Source organism: Pseudomonas sp. EA_65y_Pfl1_P113 (assembly GCF_963970525.1).
GTDB lineage: Bacteria > Pseudomonadota > Gammaproteobacteria > Pseudomonadales > Pseudomonadaceae > Aquipseudomonas > Aquipseudomonas tritici.
Window position 1 is genome coordinate 262,932 of the sequence record NZ_CAXAQM010000003.1, and the last position, 20,031, is coordinate 282,962.

At 60.0% G+C, this 20,031-nt stretch carries 16 protein-coding genes, 4 tRNA genes and 1 pseudogene; 15 read left to right on the forward strand and 6 right to left on the reverse strand.

Annotated elements, in window-relative coordinates; translation table 11 throughout:
- Position 1 precedes the first annotated feature (1 nt).
- Complete coding sequence (locus AACY52_RS05140) at positions 2-2,449, reverse strand: acyl-CoA dehydrogenase (protein ID WP_339414641.1); 2,448 nt, start codon at positions 2,447-2,449, stop codon at positions 2-4.
- Positions 2,450-2,607: 158 nt separating this feature from the next.
- On the opposite strand from AACY52_RS05140, the gene AACY52_RS05145 reads away from it, so the two are divergent.
- The 4 genes from AACY52_RS05145 to AACY52_RS05160 all read left to right on the forward strand — a co-directional run bounded on the left by AACY52_RS05145 (position 2,608) and on the right by AACY52_RS05160 (position 5,787).
- Positions 2,608-3,267: a transglutaminase family protein gene (locus AACY52_RS05145; protein ID WP_339414640.1), complete on the forward strand. Its 660-nt coding sequence runs from the start codon at positions 2,608-2,610 to the stop codon at positions 3,265-3,267.
- A 57-nt stretch (positions 3,268-3,324) separates the two neighbouring features.
- Complete coding sequence (locus tag AACY52_RS05150; RefSeq protein ID WP_339414639.1) at positions 3,325-3,942, forward strand: glutathione S-transferase; 618 nt, start codon at positions 3,325-3,327, stop codon at positions 3,940-3,942.
- Positions 3,943-4,078: 136 nt separating this feature from the next.
- Positions 4,079-5,011, forward strand: coding sequence for an ABC transporter ATP-binding protein (locus tag AACY52_RS05155; protein ID WP_049709188.1), 933 nt, complete (start codon positions 4,079-4,081; stop codon positions 5,009-5,011).
- Complete coding sequence (locus tag AACY52_RS05160; protein WP_339414638.1) at positions 5,008-5,787, forward strand: ABC transporter permease; 780 nt, start codon at positions 5,008-5,010, stop codon at positions 5,785-5,787. Before AACY52_RS05155 ends, AACY52_RS05160 begins: the two co-directional genes overlap by 4 nt.
- Positions 5,788-5,856: 69 nt before the next feature.
- On the opposite strand, the gene AACY52_RS05165 is transcribed toward AACY52_RS05160, so the two are convergent.
- Positions 5,857-6,396 carry a TetR/AcrR family transcriptional regulator gene (locus tag AACY52_RS05165; protein WP_339427801.1) on the reverse strand — a complete coding sequence of 180 codons (540 nt, stop codon included), beginning with the start codon at positions 6,394-6,396 and terminating at the stop codon, positions 5,857-5,859.
- A 91-nt stretch (positions 6,397-6,487) separates the two neighbouring features.
- Here AACY52_RS05165 and AACY52_RS05170 point away from each other — a divergent pair, with 91 nt between their 5' ends.
- From AACY52_RS05170 to AACY52_RS05185, 4 genes are all read left to right on the forward strand, one after another.
- Positions 6,488-7,681 (forward strand): MFS transporter, encoded by a 1,194-nt coding sequence (locus tag AACY52_RS05170; protein WP_339414636.1) that lies wholly within the window; start codon positions 6,488-6,490, stop codon positions 7,679-7,681.
- A gap of 43 nt (positions 7,682-7,724) precedes the next feature.
- The gene (locus AACY52_RS05175) at positions 7,725-8,036 is read left to right on the forward strand and encodes a cupin domain-containing protein (RefSeq protein ID WP_028615765.1); all 312 of its coding nucleotides are present in this window, start codon (positions 7,725-7,727) and stop codon (positions 8,034-8,036) included.
- Between the two features lie 106 nt (positions 8,037-8,142).
- Positions 8,143-9,291 (forward strand): TDT family transporter, encoded by a 1,149-nt coding sequence (locus AACY52_RS05180; protein WP_339414634.1) that lies wholly within the window; start codon positions 8,143-8,145, stop codon positions 9,289-9,291.
- Positions 9,292-9,349: 58 nt separating this feature from the next.
- A complete protein-coding gene (locus AACY52_RS05185; RefSeq protein WP_339414633.1) occupies positions 9,350-11,224 on the forward strand; it encodes an MFS transporter in 1,875 nt (624 codons plus the stop codon).
- Positions 11,225-11,342: 118 nt separating this feature from the next.
- Here the strand turns inward: AACY52_RS05185 and sugE are convergent, their stop codons facing one another.
- The 3 genes from sugE to rdgC all read right to left on the reverse strand — a co-directional run bounded on the left by sugE (position 11,343) and on the right by rdgC (position 13,816).
- Complete coding sequence (gene sugE, locus AACY52_RS05190) at positions 11,343-11,657, reverse strand: quaternary ammonium compound efflux SMR transporter SugE (protein WP_010211634.1); 315 nt, start codon at positions 11,655-11,657, stop codon at positions 11,343-11,345.
- A gap of 106 nt (positions 11,658-11,763) precedes the next feature.
- Positions 11,764-12,729, reverse strand: a complete 966-nt coding sequence (locus AACY52_RS05195) for a bile acid:sodium symporter family protein (RefSeq protein WP_339560323.1) — start codon at positions 12,727-12,729, stop codon at positions 11,764-11,766.
- 166 nt (positions 12,730-12,895) lie between these two features.
- The gene (gene rdgC / locus AACY52_RS05200) at positions 12,896-13,816 is read right to left on the reverse strand and encodes a recombination-associated protein RdgC (protein ID WP_034103031.1); all 921 of its coding nucleotides are present in this window, start codon (positions 13,814-13,816) and stop codon (positions 12,896-12,898) included.
- Positions 13,817-13,975: 159 nt separating this feature from the next.
- Between rdgC and AACY52_RS05205 the strand changes: the two genes are divergently transcribed.
- Both AACY52_RS05205 and AACY52_RS05210 read left to right on the forward strand, forming a co-directional pair.
- A tRNA-Val gene (locus AACY52_RS05205) sits at positions 13,976-14,051 on the forward strand.
- A 19-nt stretch (positions 14,052-14,070) separates the two neighbouring features.
- Positions 14,071-14,147 (forward strand) — tRNA-Asp (locus AACY52_RS05210).
- A 136-nt stretch (positions 14,148-14,283) separates the two neighbouring features.
- On the opposite strand, the pseudogene AACY52_RS05215 reads toward AACY52_RS05210, so the two are convergent.
- A pseudogene (locus tag AACY52_RS05215) lies at positions 14,284-14,508 on the reverse strand (hypothetical protein); the annotation flags it as partial.
- Positions 14,509-14,832: 324 nt separating this feature from the next.
- Between AACY52_RS05215 and AACY52_RS05220 the strand changes: the two are divergent.
- The 5 genes from AACY52_RS05220 (at position 14,833) to AACY52_RS05240 (ending at position 19,946) form a co-directional block, all read left to right on the forward strand.
- Positions 14,833-14,908: transfer RNA gene (locus AACY52_RS05220), tRNA-Val, on the forward strand.
- A gap of 19 nt (positions 14,909-14,927) precedes the next feature.
- A tRNA-Asp gene (locus AACY52_RS05225) sits at positions 14,928-15,004 on the forward strand.
- A gap of 302 nt (positions 15,005-15,306) precedes the next feature.
- Positions 15,307-16,890: a BCCT family transporter gene (locus AACY52_RS05230; protein WP_339560324.1), complete on the forward strand. Its 1,584-nt coding sequence runs from the start codon at positions 15,307-15,309 to the stop codon at positions 16,888-16,890.
- A 27-nt stretch (positions 16,891-16,917) separates the two neighbouring features.
- Positions 16,918-18,927 carry a CocE/NonD family hydrolase gene (locus tag AACY52_RS05235; protein WP_339457014.1) on the forward strand — a complete coding sequence of 670 codons (2,010 nt, stop codon included), beginning with the start codon at positions 16,918-16,920 and terminating at the stop codon, positions 18,925-18,927.
- 83 nt (positions 18,928-19,010) lie between these two features.
- Complete coding sequence (locus tag AACY52_RS05240; RefSeq protein ID WP_339560325.1) at positions 19,011-19,946, forward strand: LysR substrate-binding domain-containing protein; 936 nt, start codon at positions 19,011-19,013, stop codon at positions 19,944-19,946.
- Positions 19,947-20,031: the final 85 nt, after the last annotated feature.

Sequence of the window (20,031 nt, forward strand, 5' to 3'; positions counted from 1 at the left end):
GTCAGCGGACTTTACCTTCGGCTTGGGTCAGCTCTTCCTTGCTGAAATCATCCACGTCGATGACCTTGCGCCGTGCCGCTTCGGCATCACGCAAAGATTGCGCCTCGGCCGGTTGCAATACCCCGGCGTGCAGCGCGGCGTCGATGGCATGTTCCCCGGCAGCCGGTTTGACCTGGCCGCTTTTTAACGCAGTGTGCAGTTTTTTCTGCAGTGGATGGCTCGCGCCGAGCAGGTCGTAGGCATGCTGCAGGGCGCCCACTGGGTCTTCCGCAGATTGCGGGCGGTAGCAGCCAGCGAGCAGTTCTTCCAGGGTTGGGTCGCCTTTGGCACGGCCGATTACCGCGGCCACTTCGGCATCCAGTGCATCGGACGGACCGGTATGGCGACGGCCAAACGGGAACACGATCACCCGCAGCAGGCAGCCCAGGACCCTGTTCGGGAAGTTGCTCAGCAGTTCATCCAATGCCCGCTCCGACTCGCCGAGGCTCTCTTCCATGGCCCAGGTGAACAGTGGTTGCAGATGATCCGGTGAATCGAGGTCGTGATAACGTTTGAGTGCGGCCGAGGCCAGGTACATATGGCTCAGTACATCACCCAGGCGTGCCGACAGGCGTTCGCGGCGCTTCAGCTCGCCCCCCAGAAGCATCATGCTCAGGTCGGCCAGCAGCGCGAACGCGGCAGCCTGACGGTTCAATGCGCGGAAATACCCCTGGCTCAAACGGTTGCCCGGCGCTTTCTCGAAATGACCTACGCCGAGGTTCAGCACCAGGGTGCTGGCGGCGTTGCTCACGGCGAAACCGATATGTTGCATCAGCAGGCTGTCGAATTCCTTCAGCGCCTGGTCATGGTCTTCGCGACCGGCCAGGGCCATTTCCTTGAGCACGAACGGATGGCAACGGATGGCGCCCTGGCCGAAGATCATCAGGTTGCGCGAGAGGATATTCGCGCCTTCCACGGTGATGAAGATCGGCGCACCTTGCCAGCTGCGGCCCAGGTAGTTGTTCGGGCCCATGATGATGCCCTTGCCACCGTGCACGTCCATGGCGTGGCTGATGCACTCGCGGCCACGTTCGGTGAGGTGGTACTTGAGGATCGCCGACAGTACCGAAGGTTTCTCCCCCAGGTCCACGGCATTAGCGGTCAGCATGCGCGCGCTGTCCATCAGCCAGGCGTTGCCACCGATGCGGGCCAGGGCTTCCTGGATGCCTTCGAAGGCCGACAATGGCACGTTGAACTGTTCGCGCACCTGCGCATATTGGCCGGTCACCAGGCTGGTGAACTTGGCGGCGCCGGTCCCGACGGCGGGCAGTGAAATCGAACGGCCCACCGACAGGCAGTTCATCAGCATCATCCAGCCCTTGCCGAGCATTTCCTGGCCGCCGATGAGGTACTCCAGGGGAATGAACACATCCTTGCCGGAGTTGGGGCCGTTCATGAAGGCGGCGCCGAGGGGGAGGTGGCGGCGGCCGATTTCCACGCCGGGGGTGTCGGTCGGGATCAGCGCCAGGCTGATGCCCAGGTCTTCTTCTTCACCCAGCAGGTGGTCTGGGTCATGGGCCTTGAAGGCCAGGCCCAGCAGGGTCGCGACCGGGCCGAGGGTGATGTAGCGTTTTTCCCAGTTCAAGCGCAGGCCGAGGGTTTCCTTGCCTTCCCATTCACCCTTGCAGATCACGCCGGTGTCGGGCATGGCGCCAGCGTCGGAACCCGCCAGCGGGCCGGTCAACGCAAAGCAAGGGATGTCATCGCCACGGGCCAGGCGCGGCAGGTAATGGTTACGTTGTTCGTCGGTGCCGTAGTGCAGCAGCAGTTCGGCCGGGCCGAGGGAGTTGGGCACCATCACGGTGGACGCAAGGTCGCCGCTGCGGGTGGCGAGTTTCATCGCGACTTGGGAGTGGGCATAAGCCGAGAAGCCCTTGCCGCCATATTCCTTGGGAATGATCAGCGCGAAAAAGCCGTGGGTCTTGATGTGTTCCCAGGCAGCCGGCGGCAAGTCCATGGCCTGGCCGATTTCCCAATCGCTGACCATGGCGCAGAGTTCTTCGGTCGGGCCGTCGATAAAGGCCTGTTCTTCTTCGGTCAGTTGGACCTTGGGATAGGCCAGCAACTTGTCCCAGTCAGGGCGACCACTGAACAGCTCGCCGTCCCACCACACCGTGCCGGCTTCGATGGCGTCGCGCTCGGTTTCGGACATCGGCGGCAGGACTTTCTGGAACCAGCTGAATAGCGGCTTGGTGAAGTATTGGCGGCGCAGATCGGGTAGCAACAGCGGCGCGGCCACAACCGCGATCAACACCCAGAAGATCAGCAACAGCCAGCCCGGTGCGTGGCTCCAGGCGCCCATCGCCAGCAAGTACACGGCGACGACGCCAAGGGCGGGCAGGGGGGCGACGCGGCGGTGTGCGAGGTAGGCAATGCCGACCACCAGCACCAGTATCCACAACAACAGCATATTCAATCCTCCGTGAAACCAGGGGCGAAACCACCAGGGAGCTTAGTCGGCATCCGAGCAAGCGGGGTGATCAGGGTGTAACGAGATTTGGCCGATTCGTCGTTAACTCCACGGCAGGCCTGTGGTTAGACTCTAGGCTTCCTTCGGAGATAACACTCATGGATACGTACCTGAGTTCCAGCCGCTTCATCGATAGTGACCACCCTGCGGTGGTGGAGTTCGCCGAAAAACATCGCGGAACTCGTGCGAATTTAAGTGACCAGGCAGTCAGCCTTTACTACGCCGTGCGTGAGGCGATTCGCTACAACCCCTACACCTTCAGTCGCGATCCAGACACATTAAATGCCAGCTTTGCCCTGTCCACCGGCGAAAGCTACTGCGTGCCCAAGGCCACGTTGCTCGCGGCCTGTGCCCGCCACTGCGGCATCCCGGCGCGCATCGGCCTGGCGGACGTGCGCAATCACTTGTCGACCCCGCGCCTGCTCGCCTTGCTCAAAAGTGACGTGTTTGCCATGCACGGTTATACCGAGCTTTACCTAAATGATCGCTGGGTCAAAGCCACGCCCGCGTTCAACAGGCAACTGTGCGATGTGTTCGACGTGCCGCCGCTGGATTTCGACGGGATCAACGACAGCGTTTTCCACGCTTTCAACCGCCAGGGCCAGCGTTCGATGGAGTACGTGGTCGACCATGGGCAATTCCCTGACGTACCCGAGGCGTTTTTCTTCGCCCATATCCAGCAGTGTTACCCGCATCTGTTTGCCGAGGATATGCCGCCCCTGCTTGGCGATATGCACAGCGATTTGAGCCGCGCCTGAACCGGCGTATGCTGCTGCGTTCATCCAGCCATGTTCATCAACAATGAAGGCGCGGTCATGCTGAAAATCTGGGGTCGTAAAAATTCATCAAACGTCAGGAAAGCGCTGTGGTGCGCCGAGGAGCTCGGCCTGGACTATGAGGCAATTGATGCGGGCGGGGCTTTTGGTGTAGTCGACACACCGCAATACCGAGCGTTGAACCCCAACGGTCGGGTGCCGATGATCGAAGACGGCGACTTTGTGCTGTGGGAATCCAACACCATCGTGCGTTACCTCTGCGCCAAACAGGCGTCCAACTGGTACCCGAGTGACTTGAAAGCCCGCGCCAACGCGGAGAAGTGGATGGACTGGACCACTTCCACTTTCGCCGAACCCTTCAAGATCGTGTTCTGGGGCGTGCTGCGCACCCCGGCCGAAAAACAGAACTGGGACAGCATCCACGCCGGGCGCCAAACCTGTATCGATGTGCTCAAGACCGTTGACGAGGCGCTCGCCGCGCAGCCGTATCTGTCGGGCAATGAGATCGGCATGGGCGATATCCCCTTGGGCAGCTTCATCTATGCCTGGTTTGAAATGCCCATTGAACGGCCTGAAATGCCCCATCTAGAGGCCTGGTATCAGCGCCTGCAACAACGGCCGGCCTACCGCAAAGCGGTCATGACCGTGTTGACTTAATACTGACTATTAATACAGGTGACTGTACTTGTGCCGCGCGTGCAAGCACCATGCCTGCCATGCATCGCAGGTTGAACTACCTGCGCTGCGCCCTCATCTACTCTTTCTATTCCCTTCTTTTGGTGCGTATCCCGATATGAGTTCCGCTCTGTCCATCCGGCAGCTAACCAAAACCTACGGCAACGGTTTCCAGGCCCTGAGTGGTATCGATCTGGACGTTGCCGAAGGTGACTTCTTCGCCTTGCTCGGCCCCAACGGCGCCGGCAAATCCACCACCATCGGCATCCTCTCGACCCTGGTTAACAAGACCAGCGGCTCGGTGAATATCTTCGGCCATGACCTGGACAAATCCCCGGCGGCGCTCAAGCGTTCCATCGGCGTGGTGCCCCAGGAATTCAACTTCAACCAGTTTGAAAAGACCTTCGATATCGTCGTGACCCAGGCGGGCTACTACGGCATCCCGGCGAAAATCGCCAAGGAGCGCGCCGAGCAATACCTGACCCAGCTGGGCCTGTGGGACAAGCGCGATGTGCCCTCGCGTTCGCTGTCTGGTGGCATGAAACGCCGCCTGATGATCGCCCGCGCGCTGGTGCATGAGCCGCGCCTTCTCATCCTTGATGAGCCCACTGCTGGCGTGGATATCGAGCTGCGTCGTTCGATGTGGACATTCCTCACCGAGCTGAACGAGAAAGGCATCACTATCATCCTCACCACCCACTACCTGGAGGAGGCTGAGCAGCTGTGCCGCAACATCGGCATCATCGACCATGGCACCATCGTCGAAAACACCAGCATGCGTAACCTGCTGGGCCAGTTGCACGTGGAAACCTTTTTGCTCGACCTGAAAAATAACCTGTCGGTGGCGCCGCAACTGATGGGCTACCCAAGTCGTCTGCTGGACAGCCACACCCTGGAAGTGCAGGTGGACAAAGCCATGGGCATCACCGCGCTGTTTACGCAGTTGGCGACCCAGAACATCGAAGTGCTGAGCCTGCGTAATAAAACCAATCGCCTTGAGGAGTTGTTCGTGTCCCTGGTGGAGAAAAATCTGGCGAAGGTGGCGGTATGAGTTCCGAACTGCAACCCAACCTCGTCGCGCTGCAAACCATCGTCTATCGCGAAGTGAAGCGCTTTACCCGGATCTGGCCGCAGACCTTGCTGCCGCCGGCGATCACCATGGTCCTGTACTTCGTGATCTTCGGTAATCTGATCGGCCGGCAGATCGGTGACATGGGTGGTTTCACCTATATGGAATACATCGTGCCGGGCCTGATCATGATGTCGGTGATCACCAACTCCTACGGCAACGTGGTCTCCAGTTTCTTCGGCAGCAAGTTCCAGCGCTCGATTGAAGAATTGATGGTGTCGCCGGTGTCGCCACACACCATCCTGATCGGCTACACCGCCGGTGGTGTGCTGCGTGGCCTGATGGTCGGCGTGATCGTGACCTTGTTGTCGCTGTTCTTCACCCACCTGCAAGTGCATCACCTCGGGGTCACCATTCTGGTGGTGGTCCTGACGGCGACGATCTTCTCGCTGCTGGGTTTCATCAACGCCGTGTTTGCACGCAACTTCGATGATATTTCGATCATTCCGACCTTCGTGCTGACGCCGCTGACCTACCTCGGTGGCGTGTTCTACTCGATCAGCTTGCTGCCGCCTTTCTGGCAGACCGTATCGCTGGCCAACCCGGTGCTGCACATGGTCAACGCCTTCCGCTACGGTATTTTGGGTGTGTCGGATATCAAGATCAGCGTGGCGATTACGTTCATGTTGGTGGCGACCGTGGTGCTGTATATGGGCTGCGCGAAGCTGCTGGTGAGCGGGCGCGGGATGCGTACGTAAGCGCGGACCTAAACGCGGTCTAAAATGTGGGGGCGGGCCCGCTCCCACATTTGGTTTTGTGCAAGGGCTTCAGACCTTCAGTGCCAGTTCGATCAGGCTATGCAGCTGTTCAACCGTCAGCGGCGAGGTCGAGAATAGAATACGAAACACCGTTGGCGCCGCCAGCAGGTTGATTAGGTGATCCACGCTCGGCGGGCTGCTGTCCGGATAGCGATCGACAATCGCCTGAAACTGCCCGCTCAGGATGCTCACGCAGTAGCCTGGCGTAATCATGCACTGCACATCACGCATCATGTTCCGCCCAGGCTCTGAACTCATCTCATCCAGATACTGCTCGGCCCAGGCCTGCAAATCGCCGCGCAGGCTGCCGGTGTTCGCCGGCTCGCTGTCCGGGCGCATCCGTGCTAACGCCACATCCGCCAGCAACACAGAAAGGTCGCCCCAACGCCGGTAGATGGTCGACGGCGTCACCCCCGCGCGCGCAGCGATCATCGGCACGGTGACGCTGGAGCGCTCATGGGCTTCGAGCAGTTCACGCACGGCTGAATGGACGGATTCTTGTACCCGGGCACTGCGGCCCCCCGGGCGGAGGCCTTCTTTTATCGCCATGTGTAAAACCTTAACACAAAGAATTTGCTTTAAGCCCAGCCTGGTAGCACACTCCGCAAAAGCAAAGTATTAGCTTTAGCGGAGTGTGCGCATGCCCAACTTTATTTCTCAGCGTTCCAGCCTGGTGTTCCTTGCGATCACCTTGCTGACGTTTCTTGCCGCCTCCAGTGCGCCGACGCCGTTGTACCACCTGTATCAGGAAGGCCTGCATTTTTCCGCAGGCATGCTCACGCTGATCTTTGGTGTCTATGCGCTGAGTCTCCTGGCGGCGCTGCTGACCGTCGGCTCACTATCGGATCACCTGGGACGCAAGCCGGTGATCTTCGCTGCATTGATCCTTAACATGCTGGCGATGCTGCTGTTTATCAATGAAGGCAGCGTGGCCTGGTTGATCGCCGCACGTACGCTGCAGGGCTTTGCTACGGGCATGGCCACTGCCGTGCTGGGCGCAGCACTGCTCGACACGGATCGCCAGCAAGGTCCACTGGTCAACAGCGTGGCGCCGCTGCTGGGCATGGCGTGCGGTGCGATGGGCAGCAGTCTGCTGGTGGAATTCGCGCCGCTGCCGACCCAGTTGATCTACTGCACGCTGTTCGTGTTGATGCTGTTGCAGGCCGTGTACGTATGGCGCCTGCCGGAAACCGTCAGCCGTATCCCCGGCGCACTGGCTTCGCTGTGTCCGACCTTACATGTACCGCCGCAAGCGCGCCGGGCCTTGTGGTTGTCGCTGCCGGTGGATGTGGCGGTGTGGGCGATGGGCGGATTCTACCTGTCCCTGGCGCCGTCACTCGTACGGGCCGCCACCGGTTCGACCTCCAACCTGATCGGCGGCGGCCTGGTGGCGGTGTTGACTTTGAGCGGCGCATTGATGATCTTCACGCTGCGCAATCGCCCGGCCGACAAAGTGCTACGCCTTGGGGCCGGCTTGCTGGCAGTCGGTGTGGCGCTGATCCTCACGGCCGTGCACAGCGCCAGCCTGCCTTTGTTTTTTATCGCCACCCTGATCGCCGGCAGTGGGTTTGGCGCAGGCTTCCTCGGTGCCCTGCGCAGTGTGGTGCCGCTGGCCTTGTCCCATGAGCGTGCGGGTTTAATGTCGGCGTTTTATGTGCTGAGTTACCTGGCGTTCTGCCTGCCGTCTTTGCTGGCGGGCAACCTGATTCGCAGCTTTGGTTTGATCGTCACCACCGATGGTTACGGCGCGGTACTCATCCTGCTGTCCCTCGGCGCACTGGTCGGGCTGCTGTTGCAGGATTCGGCGCGCGCCAAGGCGACGACACGCGGCTGATAGGTAATAATCGCCTCTCGTATCGCCCGACCGAGATTCAAGCATGAAGATCATCCGCAGCAAGGACTTCACCGGCAGTCGCGCCTGGGAGGCGCTGGATATCGCCAATATGAACGGCATCACCACGCGCCTGCACTGGACTGACCAGCCGTATCGCTGGCACATCAATGACGGCGAGGAAGTGTTCGTGGTGCTGGATGGCCGCGTGCAGATGCACTACCGCGACAACGGCTTCGAACAGGTGGCGGAGTTGGGCGTAGGGGATATCTTCTATGCCAGTGTCGGCACCGAGCATGTGGCCCATCCCCAAGGCCCGGCGCGTATTCTGGTGATCGAGTGCGAAGGCAGCGTTTAGGCCATATCTACAAAGTAGATAACAGATAGAGATATTACCCGTTATATAGATATTCGATCAGGTTCTATCATGGTCTCAACCTCATGTGAGGAAGAGGATTGCCATCATGACCTGCTCGAATACCATCAGTTATAAACCCTTCAGTTACCTGACCCGTCCTCGGGAAGTGATTCGCCAGTTCACCCCCAACTGGTTTGCCGCGACCATGGGCACGGGCGTGCTGGCGCTGGCGCTGGCGCAGTTGCCGGTCAACCTGCCAGGTTTGTACGCCATCGCCGAAGCGCTGTGGTTGTTCACCGTCGGCCTGTTCGTGTTGTTCAGCGTGTTGTACGCAGCCCGCTGGGTGATGTTTTTCCACGAGGCGCGGCGGATTTTCGGGCACTCCACGGTGTCGATGTTCTTCGGCACTATCCCCATGGGGCTCGCGACCATTCTCAATGGCTTGCTGCTGTTCGGCCTGCCGCGTTGGGGCAGCGACGTGATCCCGCTGGCTGAAGCGCTGTGGTGGCTGGATGTCGCGATGGCCTTGGCCTGCGGCGTGCTTATCCCGTTCATGATGTTCACCCGCCAGGAACACAGCATCGACCAGATGACTGCCGTTTGGCTGCTGCCCGTGGTTGCCGCCGAAGTCGCCGCCGCCAGCGGTGGCCTGCTGGCCCCGCACCTGGCGGACGCCCATTCGCAACTGGTGATGCTGGTGACCAGCTACGTGCTGTGGGCGTTTTCCCTGCCGGTGGCGTTCAGCATCCTGACCATCCTGATGCTGCGCATGGCCCTGCATAAATTGCCCCACGCCAATATGGCCGCGTCGAGCTGGCTGGCGCTAGGCCCCATCGGCACCGGTGCCTTGGGCATGTTGTTGCTGGGGGGAGATGCGCCGGCGATCTTCGCGGCCAATGGCTTGCCGGGTGTCGGTGAAATGGCTAACGGCCTCGGGCTGGTGGCAGGCATTACACTGTGGGGCTTTGGCCTTTGGTGGATGCTGATCGCCGTACTGATTACCCTGCGCTACCTGCGCGCCGGTATCCCGTTCAACCTGGGTTGGTGGGGCTTCACTTTTCCCTTGGGGGTTTACGCCTTGTCCACACTGAAGTTGGCGAGCCTGCTGCACCTGGGGTTCTTTAGTGTATTCGGCTGTCTGTTGGTGGTGGCGTTGACGCTGATGTGGCTGATCGTCGCTAAACGCACGGTGCAGGGCGCCTATAAAGGTGAGCTTTTTGTTTCGCCATGCATTGCAGGACTAGCGAATAAGTAAGCCGGATTAGGTAAAGTCGTGGCCTGAATCGATAACAGGCCACGCAGGAACACGGACGATGAGCCACCCCTCGCAATTCACCTTGCTGCGCACACGGCGTTTCCTGCCGTTTTTCATCACCCAGTTGCTGGGTGCGTTCAACGACAATATCTTCAAGCAATCGCTGATCCTGGCCATTCTCTACAAGCTCACCATCGACGGTGACCGGTCCATTTGGGTCAACCTCTGTGCCTTGCTGTTCATCCTGCCGTTCTTCCTGTTTTCGGCGCTGGCCGGGCAGTTTGGCGAGAAGTTCAACAAGGACGCATTGATCCGCGCGATCAAGATCGGCGAGATTGTGATCATGGCCGTGGGCGCGACGGGCTTCCTGACCAACCACCTGGAATTGATGCTGCTGGCGCTGTTTGCCATGGGCACCCACTCGGCGCTGTTCGGTCCGGTGAAATACTCGATCATGCCCCAGGCCCTGCACGACGATGAGCTGGTAGGTGGCAACGGCCTGGTGGAAATGGGCACGTTCCTGGCGATCCTGGCCGGTACCATCGGCGCTGGAATAATGATGTCGTCCACCCATTACGCACCGGTGGTAGCCGTGGCGATCGTCGGTGTGGCGGTATTGGGTTACCTGGCCAGCCGCAGTATTCCGCGGGCGGCGGCGTCGACCCCAGCGTTGCGCCTGAACTGGAACATTTTCAGTGAATCCTGGGCCACCTTGCGCCTGGGACTGGGGCAGACGCCGGCCGTTTCGCGCTCAATCGTGGGTAACTCGTGGTTCTGGTTTGTTGGCGCGATTTACCTGACGCAGATCCCGGCGTACGCCAAGGAATGGCTGTACGGCGACGAAACCGTGGTCACGTTGATCCTCACGGTGTTCTCTGTGGGGATCGCCCTCGGCTCGATGCTTTGCGAAAAACTCTCCGGGCGTAAGGTGGAAATCGGCCTGGTGCCGTTCGGCTCATTCGGCCTGACCGTGTTCGGCCTGTTGCTGTGGTGGCATTCCGGCGGCTTCCCGCAGAACGTGCAGGCCAACGATTGGCTCGCGGTGCTCAGTTACGGCCAAGCCTGGTGGGTGTTGTTCGATATCCTCGGCCTGGGCGTGTTCGGCGGCTTCTATATCGTGCCGCTGTACGCGTTGATCCAGTCGCGCACCGCCGAGAACGAGCGTGCGCGGGTCATCGCTGCCAACAACATTCTTAACGCACTGTTCATGGTGGTCTCGGCGATTGTGTCGATCCTGCTGCTGAGCGTGGCCAAGCTGTCGATTCCCGAATTGTTCCTGGTGGTGTCGCTGCTCAACATCGCGGTTAACACCTACATCTTCAAGATCGTCCCCGAGTTCACCATGCGTTTCATGATCTGGCTGCTCAGCCATTCCATGTACCGCGTGGAGCATCGCAACCTGGAAGCGATCCCGGACGAAGGCGCGGCGCTGCTGGTGTGCAACCACGTTTCATTTGTCGATGCGCTGCTGATCGGCGGCGCGGTGCGTCGGCCGATTCGCTTTGTCATGTACTACAAGATCTACCGCTTGCCGGTGCTGAACTTTATCTTCCGCACGGCCGGGGCGATTCCGATTGCCGGGCGTCACGAAGACATCCAAATCTATGAAAAGGCCTTCACGCGGATTGCGCAGTATCTGAAGGACGGGGAGTTGGTGTGCATTTTCCCGGAGGGCAAGTTGACCGCCGATGGCGAGATGAACGAGTTTCGCGGTGGCGTGACGCGCATTCTGGAGGAGACGCAGGTGCCGGTGATTCCGATGGCGTTGCAGGGGTTGTGGGGGAGTTTTTTCAGCCGCGATCCGAACAAAGGGTTGTTTCATCGGGTCTGGTCGCGGGTGGTGTTGGTGGCGGGTGAGCCGGTGACGGTAGAGGCCGCGACGCCTGCGCAGTTGCAGGAAAGGGTGGGGGTGTTGCGGGGGAGTGTCAGGTAGTTTTTTCTGGCTTCAAGGCCCTCATCGCAGGCAAGCCCCCACATCTGAGCGTATCTACAAATCCAAATGTGGGAGCGGACTTGTCGGGTCGCCGCATCGCCGCGATTGCGGTAGTGGCTTAAGTACTGATCTTCAGGCCAATAAGCCCGCAAATGATCAGCGCGACACTGGCCAAGCGGAACAGCGCCATGGATTCCCCAAACAGGATAATCCCGGCGATCACGGTGCCCACGGCACCGACTCCGGTCCAGATCGCGTAGGCGGTGCCCAGGGGCAGTTCCTTCATCGCCAGCCCCAGCAGGCCAAGGCTTACGGCCATGGCGGCAATCGTTAGGGCAGTGGGCAGCGGCTTGCTGAAACCGTCGGTGTATTTCAGGCCGACGGCCCAGCCAACTTCAAACAGGCCCGCAAAAAACAGAATGATCCAGGACATGATGACCTCCTAACGCTAGGTGGGGTCGTCCCCGGATTAGGCGCTTGAAAGCGTCACGGGGTCGTCCCCGCGAAGCTCGTAAGAGTGCCCAAAAGTGATCGACTGATCAAGTTTGCGGCGTGTTCTCCAAGGCGCGACGGTCTTCCTTCTCGCTCATGCGGCGCAAGTAAGTCGAGAGCAACGCCCCGGAAATATTGTGCCAGACGCTGAACAACGCACTCGGCACCGCCGCCAAGGGCGAGAAATGCGCGCTGGCCAATGCGGCACCCAGCCCGGAGTTCTGCATGCCCACTTCCAGCGCCAGCGACTTGCGCTGCGCCAATGGCAACTTGAACACGCGGCCAGTGAAGTAGCCCAGCAAGTAACCGAAGCTGTTGTGCAGCATCACCACAACCATGATCAACAGGCCCGACTCGGCGATCTTCGCCTGGCTGGCGGCAACCACCGCCGCGACGATGATCACGATGCTCACCACCGACACCAGTGGCAACACATCCACCGCGTGGCGTACCCGATCACCGAGCACGCGCTGCGCCAGTAGGCCGAGCACGATCGGCAGCAGCACCACTTGCAGGATCGACCAGAACAACTCCATGAACGACACCGGCAGCCAGGCCGACGCCAGCAGCCAGATCAACGCCGGCGTAAACAGCGGGGCGAGAAGGGTGGTGACGGCGGCGATGGCGACCGACAGCGCCAGGTCGCCGCGGGCCAGCCAGGTCATCACGTTGGAGGAGGTGCCGCTTGGGCAGCAGCCGACCAGGATCACGCCAACGGCAATTTCCGGCGGCAGGTGGAAGGCCTGGCACAGCAACCAAGCCACGCCCGGCATGATGACGAAGTGTGCGACCACGCCCAATGCCACGCGCCACGGATGGCGGGCGACTTCGGCGAAGTCATCAATCTTGAGGGTCAATCCCATGCCGAACATCACCAGACCCAGCAACGGGACGATGGCGCTTTTCAGTCCGATGAACCAGCCGGGTTCGAGGACGGCGACGACGGCGAAAATCAACACCCAGTAGGCGAAGGTATTGCCAACGAAGCGGCTCAAGACGGCGAGTGCGCGCATGGGGGTGTCCTTGTTATTAGAGTGCTGGAGGTGGCAACTCGATCAAATGTGGGAGCTGGCTTGCCTGCGATAGCATCAACTCGATTCAACTGAAGACCGAGGTGCCTGCATCGCGGGCAAGCCCGGCTCCCACACTGACCGTGCCCACATAAGATCTAATTAGCTTTTAGATACCCTGTGGGGTCTCTTCACCGCCGAGTGCTTCGACCAGCGCAGGGATGAAGTCACCAAACGTCAGCATCATCAGGGTAAAACTCGCATCCAGTTGGCCCAGGGCTTCTTCACCGCCATCCTGTTCCGCCTGGTCTTGCAGCAGGTCTTCGAACTTCAGGCGCTTGACCGTCATCTTGTCGTCGAGCATGAAGGAGAGCTTGTCTTGCCAGGCCAGCGACAGTTGGGTCACGACTTTGCCGGTGGTCAGGTGCAGCTGGATCTCTTCACCGGTCAGGTCCTGGCGCTTGCAGCGCACAATGCCGCCGTCTTCATGGGTGTCGCGCAGTTCGCACTCGTCGAGCACGAAGAAATCATCCGCCGGCTTCTGGGTGGTGACCCAGTCGGTCATGATCGCGGTTGGTGCGGTTTTTACCGTCAGCGGGCGAACCGGCAGGGTACCGATCACTTCACGCAGTGTGGACAGCAAGTCCTCGGCGCGCTTGGGGCTGGCGGAGTTGACCAGGATCAGGCCCTGTTTCGGCGCGATCGCGGCAAAGGTCGACGAGCGACGAATAAAGGCGCGCGGCAGGAAGGCCTGGATGATTTCATCCTTGATCTGGTCGCGTTCCTTCTTATAGACCTTGCGCATTTGCTCGGCCTCGATCTCTTCGACTTTCTCTTTCAGTGCGTCACGCACCACGCTGCCCGGCAGGATGCGTTCTTCCTTGCGCGCGGCGATCAGTAGGAAGTCACCGCTGACGTGAACCAGGGGAGCGTCTTCACCTTTACCAAAAGGCGCGACGAAACCGTAAGTGGTCAACTCCTGGCTGGCACAAGGGCGCGCCAGTTTGGTGGCCATGGCCGCTTCCAACGCCTCGGCATCAACAGGCAGATCTTGGGTCAGGCGATAGATAAGCAGGTTCTTGAACCACATGGGGCGAGTCTCTCCTTTATACAAAGGGGGGCATTATTCTCTTGATAACGTCCCAGGCCAACCCTGCCTAAGCCATTGGAAGCTATCAAAAAAAAGATTTAAGAAAGTGCTTGCCAGACCTAGGGCCGCTCCGTAGAATGCGCGCCACACCGAAACGAAGGGTGATTAGCTCAGCTGGGAGAGCGTCTGCCTTACAAGCAGAATGTCGGCGGTTCGATCCCGTCATCACCCACCATTCGCTTCATGTGTTACGCGCAGCGGTAGTTCAGTCGGTTAGAATACCGGCCTGTCACGCCGGGGGTCGCGGGTTCGAGTCCCGTCCGCTGCGCCATATTCGGTTATCTGGAACGCTGAACGCCAGGTACCACAGGAAGCCCGCTCATTGAGCGGGCTTTTTGCTGTCTGGGCTTTGCAAAAAAAACGCCGCCGATCATTTCCGATGGTCGGCGGCGTTTTTTATTGGGGGATCAGAAATTCCAGTGTGTGATCACCATGAAATTGCGTGGCTCACCGTAAGCGGCGGAGTTATGGAAGCCGATGTTGGTGTAGTAAGACTTGTCGAAGATATTGTTGACGTTCAGCGTCGCCGACAGGTTTTTGCTGACCTGATATTGGGTCATCAGGTCGACCAGCCAATTGGCGTCCTGGGAGAGCTCTTCATCGCCGCCATGGGGAGAGTTATAGATGTCCTGCGCCAGGTCAGCGGCACTTTGGCGGCAGTCGAGCTTGCGCCACAGCCAGGTGAGCAGCCAGGCATGATGCTCGCTGCAGAGCTGGGTGATTTCCCTTTGGAAGGGCAGTTCACCCACAGACATAAGCGTGGCTCAGGCGTTATTGAGAATAATTTTTAATTGTGCGGTTAAGCGCCCGGTAAACCCAATAGACTCGTATTTGCGCGAGCAGAAGCCCGTTTTTACGGGGTTTCGCCGGGCTCTGGAAAAAATCAAAAATAAAGTGCATTTAAATCAAGACATTGCGAATTTTTGGTGTATGATGCCGCCCACACCGAAAGTGAAGGGTGATTAGCTCAGCTGGGAGAGCGTCTGCCTTACAAGCAGAATGTCGGCGGTTCGATCCCGTCATCACCCACCATTCGCTTCAAGTGTTACGCGCAGCGGTAGTTCAGTCGGTTAGAATACCGGCCTGTCACGCCGGGGGTCGCGGGTTCGAGTCCCGTCCGCTGCGCCATATTCGGTCACCTGGAACGCTGAACGCCAGGTCACCACAAGAAGCCCGCTCATTGAGCGGGCTTTTTTTCGTCTGCGATTTATCCGCCTTACGCTTCGCCGTTGTGCACTGCATGTCGCCCTGAACTGTGCTGGTGCGCCATGACGTGACGGAATACCCCTATGCAGATTGGTTGATTGCGTCCCTGGCCGCTTAAACGTTTATCTATAGCTACGCGAAGACTTCCAGGCGAGTCACGGCAGCAGGATGCTGCGGTGCCCGCTCTCTAAGATAAGAATAGTCTGCAAGGGGAATGGCTCTCTATGAAGTATCCACTGCGTCCGTTGGTGTTCTGGCCAACGTTCCTGATCCTGCTGGCGGCGGTGATCGCCAGCTATGTCGACTTGAATGCCTTCCTGGCGATCAGCAAACAGCTCAATAACCTAATCCTGAAAAACTTCTCATGGCTGTTCAGTGCCGGCTCGTTTGCCATGGTGGTGCTGACGGCGATCGTCTACTTCTCCGCGTTGGGCAAGGTGCGTATCGGCGGCGAAGACGCCCAGCCATTGCTGCGCAAATGGCGCTGGTTCATGGTGGCGCTGAGCACCACGCTCGCAGTGGGCGTGCTGTTCTGGACCATCGCCGAACCGCTCTATCACCTGTATGGCCCACCCACCAGCCTGCCGATCGAAGCGGGCAGTTCGGCGGCGAAGACCTTTGCCATGTCGACGATGTTCCTGCACTGGACCATCACCCCCTACGCCATTTACCTGGTGCCCTCGCTGGTGTTTGCGCTGGTGTTCTATAACCGTCGCAGCAACTTCTCCATTGGCGCCATGCTCGAGCCGCTGCTGGGCGCAGCGCGGGTCAAGCGCTACGCCGGGCTGATCGACACCCTGGCGATGTTCGCCCTGGTGGCGGGCATGGCCTCATCCCTGGGCACTGGCGCGCTGACCCTGGCCGGTGGCCTGGCCCAATATATCGGCGGTGAAACCACGCCGTTCCGCCTGGCCATCATCGTTGCGATCATCGTCATCACCTTTGTCGCCTCGGCCGCCAGCGGCCTGCAGAAAGGCATTGTGATGCTGTCCTCGTTCAACACCTGGATCATGCTGGGGCTGGGATTGTTTGTGCTGCTGTGCGGGCCGACCTTGTACATGTTCAGCCTCGGCGTCGAGTCCCTTGGCGTGTACCTCGACACCTTCTTCAGCCGCAGCCTGTTCACTGGCGCCGCGAGTGGCGACACCTGGCCGCAGAGCTGGACGGTGTTCTACTGGTCGGTGTGGTTTGCCTGGGCGCCGGTGAGCGCGCTGTTCCTTGGCAAGATTGGCCGTGGCTATACCGTGCGCGAATTCATCCATATCAACATGCTCTACCCGGCGCTGTTCACGGCGATATGGATCTGCATTTTCTCCGGCACCAGCCTGTACTTCGATGCCCTCGGCGACGGCAGCCTCAACCGTGTGCTGAACGAGCAGGGCGTGGAGCACGTGCTGTACCAGATGTTCCAGCAATTGCCGGCCAGCGGCCTGATGATCGCGTTCCTGCTGTTAGTAGCGTTCATCTCGTTTGTCACGGCGGCGGACTCCAGCACCGATGTGATCGCCAACCTGTGCAGCAAAGGCGTGACCGCGGACTCCGATCTCGACGGCAACCCGCTGCTGAAGATCGTCTGGGGCCTGATTATCGGCACGGTGTCGTGGGTCATGGTCGCGTTTGTGGGCATCGACGGGGTGAAGATGCTCTCCAACCTCGGCGGTTTGCCCGGGATGATCCTGGTGTTGTTGGCCAGTACCTCGCTGATTTTCTGGTTGAAAAATCCCGCGTTGCTGGATGTGAAACGCCTTCAGCGGACCCCCGAAATGCAATCGCGTGGCGCCAGCCCGGTGCCGGATTTCGCCCGCTGATCGATTGAACCGCTGTAGGAGTTACTGATGGAAATCGTCACTGAATTTGCTTACACCGTGCGCGAAATCGAGCACTGCCTGATCCCCTTGAAGGACGGCACCCAACTGGCGGCCCGCATCTGGTTACCGGAAGTCGCCGGCCTGCAAACCTTCCCGGCGATCCTGGAATACCTGCCGTACCGCAAACGCGACGGCACCGCCGTACGCGATGCGCTGACCCACCCGTGGATGGCGGGGCAGGGCTATGTATGTGTGCGGGTGGATATGCGGGGCAACGGTGAATCCCAAGGTTTGATGGCCGATGAATACCTGCTTCAGGAACAGGAAGACGCCCTCGAAGTGATCGACTGGCTGTGCCATCAACCCTGGTGCGACGGTAATGTCGGCATGATGGGCATCTCCTGGGGCGGCTTCAACGGGCTGCAAGTCGCGGCACGCCAGCCCGAGGCGTTGAAGGCGATCATTACCCTGTGCTCCACCGATGATCGCTTTGCCGACGACATCCATTACAAGGGCGGCAATCTGTTGATGGAGAACTTCGGCTGGGCCGCCACCATGCTCAACTTCAGCGCCGCGGTGCCGGATCCTTTGCTGGTGGGCGACGACTGGAAACACCTCTGGCACCAACGCTTGGACGCCATGCCGTTGCTGGCGCAAACCTGGCTGCAACACCAGACCCGCGATGACTATTGGCGCCATGGCTCGGTGTGCGAGGACTATTCGAAGATCAAGGCGGCCGTGTATGCGGTGGGTGGCTGGGGCGATGCCTACCGCAACACCGTTTCGCGCCTGATGCAAAACCTACCAGGCCCGAAGAAAGCCATGATCGGACCTTGGATCCACAAGTACCCGCATTTCGCCGTGCCCAACCCGGCCATCGGCTTCCTGCAAGAGGCCAAGCGCTGGTGGGATCATTGGCTCAAGGGCATCAATAACGGGGTAATGGATGACGCGTCTTGCACCTTTTACCTACAGGATATTCTGCCGCCGAAGGGCAGTTATGCCGAGCGGCCGGGGATCTGGGTGCAGACCTCCGGCTGGCCGGATCCGCAGGTGCAATGGGCGGATTTCAGTCTCGGCGAACAGGGCCTGAGTGCAGGCTCACTGCCATTGGCGGCGCCGCGCAGCATCTGCTCGCCGCTGACCACCGGCCTGCACCAAGGCGAATACTGCGCCATCTGGTTTGGCCCCGATGGACCGACGGATCAACGTCGTGATGACGCCCACTCGCTGTGCTTCGACTCCCAGGTGCTGACCGAGCCGCTGTCGTTGCTCGGCGATGCACGTCTTAAGTTGCGCCTGGCAAGTGACACCGCCTGTGGTCAATTGGTCGCCCGGCTGAATGCGATAGCGCCGGACGGGCAAGTCACGCAGATCAGTTACGGGGTACTCAATCTCACACTGCGTGAGGATTTTTCCCAGGTAACACCTGTAGTCCCCGGTGAGCCCATGGACGTGCAGTTAAACCTCGACCACATCGGCATGCGCCTGCCCGTCGGCTACCGTTTGCGTCTTGCCCTTAGTACCGCGAGTTTCCCGTTACTGTGGCCGAGCCGTGAGCTGACCACTCTGACGTTGCTGCCGAGTCTGCAAAGCCTGCAACTGCCGATATTCAAAGGCGAGGCGGTGGACTGCCCGTTCGAAGCGCCACAGTCGGCTACGCCGGTGGCGATGGACGTCCTACGCGCCGCTGCGCCGAAACGCACCTTGATCGAAGACGTGGGCAGTGGCGAAGTCTCCGTGAAAATCGAAGATGACTTGGGTTCAGTGCGGTTTACCGACCACGGCTTGTCGGTGGACCAGCGTTGCACTGAGCAATACCGCACTTTGCCCTGGGATCCGCTGTCGACGCGGGCCGATATCGAATGGCACTACCGAGTCGGCCGCGACCAGTGGGCCGTGGAGGTGGAAAGCCAATTGAGCGTGCACGCCGACGCCGAGTGGTTCTACATCGAAGCGGAGCAGACCGCCTGGGAAAACGGCCAGTTGGAACACCGTCGGCAATGGAGTAAACGCGTGGCCAGGGTCGCACTCTGAGCAGGCAACTGGCAGGATGCTCGCCAACGTGATCTCTGCGGGCCTGGGGTAACCTGGGCCCGTCATTGCCAATGGACTTGCTCATGTCGCGCCGTAACGTCGATCTTCCTCCCCTCAATTGCTTGCAGACCTTTGAAGCGGCGGCCCGCCATTTGAGCTTTACCCAGGCCGCCCATGAATTGAACCTGACCCAGAGCGCGGTCAGCCGCCAGGTCAAACGCCTCGAAGAAGACCTGGCCCGCCCGCTGTTTTATCGGCTGGCCCAGGGCTTGAGCCTGACACCCGCCGGGGTGCGTTATTTTCGAACTGTCCAACGCCTGTTGCGCGAGCTTGACCGCGAGTCCGCCGAGTTGCGCAGGCGCGGTGCCGATCGCCAGTTGACCCTGGCCAGTACGCCCACCATCAGCTCTATCTGGCTGGCCGGTCTGTTGCCGCAGTTCCAGCGCGACCATCCGGACCTGGATATCCGCATCCTGTGCAGCGAAAGCCCCAGCCATCTGGATGTCAGCGAATATGACCTGGGCTTGTTCTATCACTTGGATGAACTGGCCGCGCCCCACGGCCTTGAGCTGTCGCCGGTGTTCGACAGCGAGCAGGTCATCGCCGTGTGCAGCCCCGGTTACCTTGAGCGCCATGGCCCGATTCGCGACCTGCGTCACCTGTTGCACGCTCACACCTTGCTGATCGTGGAAGACCACCACCACGACTGGCTGACTTGGGCCGACTGGTTTGCTGACGCGGGCGCCGATTACTACTCGCCGCGCCATGCCTTGCGCACCAACAGCTATCAACTGTTGATGCAATCGGCGGTGATGGGCCACGGCGTCGCCCTGGGGTGGAAGCGCTTGCTGGAAAGCGACCTCGACTCCAGGCGCCTGCAAATGGCCTTGCCCCACAGCATGCACAGTCGCGGTCGCTTGCACCTGATGCAGCCGCATCATCGCAATCCACCCGCGGCGGTGCGCAGTTTTCGTCAGTGGTTGCGGGCCCGTACCGCAGAGGCTGGGCTCCCTGACTGAAGGTCAGTGCTGACTGGTTTTTTGTTTTTGATCTGGCGCGTCGCCAGGTGTTCGAAGCAAAAAGACGCGGTGCCGAACACGGCGA